At 40.0% G+C, this 2,177-nt stretch carries 2 protein-coding genes; both read left to right on the top strand.

Translation table 11 applies throughout. From position 1 onward, the window contains the following. The first annotated feature begins 237 nt into the window (after positions 1 to 237). Positions 238 to 1,389 carry a hypothetical protein gene (locus tag I8U21_RS14700; RefSeq protein WP_198054191.1) on the top strand — a complete coding sequence of 384 codons (1,152 nt, stop codon included), beginning with the start codon at positions 238 to 240 and terminating at the stop codon, positions 1,387 to 1,389. 18 nt (positions 1,390 to 1,407) lie between these two features. Beyond that, a complete protein-coding gene (locus I8U21_RS14695) occupies positions 1,408 to 1,920 on the top strand; it encodes an Imm6 family immunity protein (protein WP_198054190.1) in 513 nt (170 codons plus the stop codon). Positions 1,921 to 2,177: the final 257 nt, after the last annotated feature.

Below are 2,177 nucleotides of genomic sequence, written 5' to 3'. Positions count from 1 at the left end.
AAGGAAGAGAAAGGATTTTTCGATTCTGTTACCGAATCATTGTCAAAGGCAGGAGATTGGTTCGGGGACAAAATTTCAGGTGCATGGGAATGGACCAAAGAGAAAGCAGCCGCCTTTTAGGATTGGTTTACTGAAATTTGCTCCAAAATAGCAGAAGTCGTAATTGATACACTGTCTGCAGTGTGGGACTGGATCGTCAAATTTAAGGAATACATAGCGTTTGCCGGTGTCCTGATTTTGGGCATTGTCTTGTGCATCTTTGCCACACCGTTAGGGATTGCCGTACTCAGTGGTATGGCTTTGTCATTTGTGATCAGTATGGCTCTGAATGGTTGGGAAATGAACAAAATGACCTTCTTGGAAGCAGCCATTGGCGGCCTCTTGGGATTGATCGGAGGAGGCATCACGGCAGGAGCTTCCCGGGGATTGGCCAGTGGCATCGGGCAAAAACTGATCATGGGTGCCAAGAATTCCAAAGTCTTAGGTCCTGTTCTTCGCGGAGGACAAAAACTGGTTTCCAAATTGCCGGCACCTCTCCAGAAAATGTTTGGCAAAGGCGGAGCCATCGGAGCCGTCGAGGGTGCCGGAACCAGTGTGGCAGACGATATTTTGCATGGACGGAAGATCAATTGGAAAAATGCCATTTTGGCAGGAATTTTTGGAGCCGGCTCCGTCGCCGTGGTTCACTTTGCCCAACCAGCGATTAATAAAGCCGTTGCATCATTGGAACCGGTACTGGCCAAAACCCCGATTGTCAAAAATGTTTTCAACAAAGTTGGCGATTGTGTTGCTGTTCGACAAACTGGCGGATACCATGCTTTCTTCTTGGCAGTAAAACCCGGATGCGTTGATGCAGGCATAACAGATCTTCTGAAAGAAGATTTAAAAAAATTGAGAGCAACAGTAAAAACTGATAAACATACCATTGCAGTAGGCCGAACAGATATTAAAGGTTTGGAAGGAGAAGTGTTTGAAGGTGCATCACCAGGAGTAATAAAAGTAGCACCAGAAGAGGCGGGATTAAAGCCTTTGGATGAAGAAATGCCTGACAGACCAATTAAAGCTCCTTTTACTTTTAGAAAAGCTGTTAATCATGCAGAGGAAATGGTCATTAATAAATTTATAAAAAAGGTAGATGCAAAATATCCAAATCCTAACGATGTGAAAGGAAAATTATATATTCATCAATCAAACCCAACTGGGGTATGTAATTATTGTAAATCAGGGCTTGCAAATCCTAATAAAAATAAAGGAATATTGTTTGAATTAAGTAAGAGATATCCAAATCTCGAAATTATTTTGTCCTCTGAAGTTTCAAAAGAACAAAAAATAACTAAAAGGCATTTCTTCATTGTGAAAAATGGTAAACAATATAAATATAATCCTTGATAGGGAAGGTGTTTATTAATGAGTTGGTATGATCACATCAGTGAGGATGCAAAAGCAGCTTATGTATTGTGCTTATCGGAAAAAATTTTAGTTCTGACAAAAAAATACTCATGGCATCATCTAATTCGGAATATGTTAGATATGTGCTGGGAATGGGTTGAAGAGAAAAAGCATGGTGCAGATGATCTGTATTATCAGTTTGATGACGAAGAAGACGGACTCATTTTTATTGAAGGAGAGGATGAAGTGGCGGAAAGTCCGCAATTAATGCTCATTCTTCATACGATTTTGGAAGCAATATGTTACACGATGTGGCAAGCTTATGAGTATGAAAAGAAAGATTATCTTCCACAAATCCTTGACTTGGTGAGTGATGAATCGATTGAGATGGACTTTATGGCTAAAATAAAACAAGTAAACAGCTACCAAGAAGAGTGGGCTGAGCGTTTAAAGGAATACTTGTTGGAAAATTATCCGGCAGGAAGTGACAAGAAGATTAAAAGAGAAGAATTGTTGAACTTGATTGCATAAAAATTATTAAGTGGAACATTTCCGCTATATTTTGCGTAATATATGAGGGGGATTTTCCCCTTTAATCGTCCCAATTGCACAAAAGCAATTGAGTAAAAGACTTTTAGATGATTTCCAAAGCCGATACACTGAAGTCTTTCACGACTTCCAAAGCCGATACTCTGAAATCATCAAACCCTTTCCCATGGCCATTTTTGGCTGTGGGATTCTTTATTTTGTTAAAGCACAGTTCATTTCACAGTTCAAACCACAGTTAC

Source organism: Thermoactinomyces sp. CICC 23799 (genome assembly GCF_016055145.1).
GTDB classification, from domain to species: Bacteria; Bacillota; Bacilli; order Thermoactinomycetales; family Thermoactinomycetaceae; genus Thermoactinomyces; species Thermoactinomyces intermedius.
The sequence above is the reverse complement of the archived record's forward strand: the minus strand, read 5'-3'. Positions and strand labels throughout refer to the sequence as shown.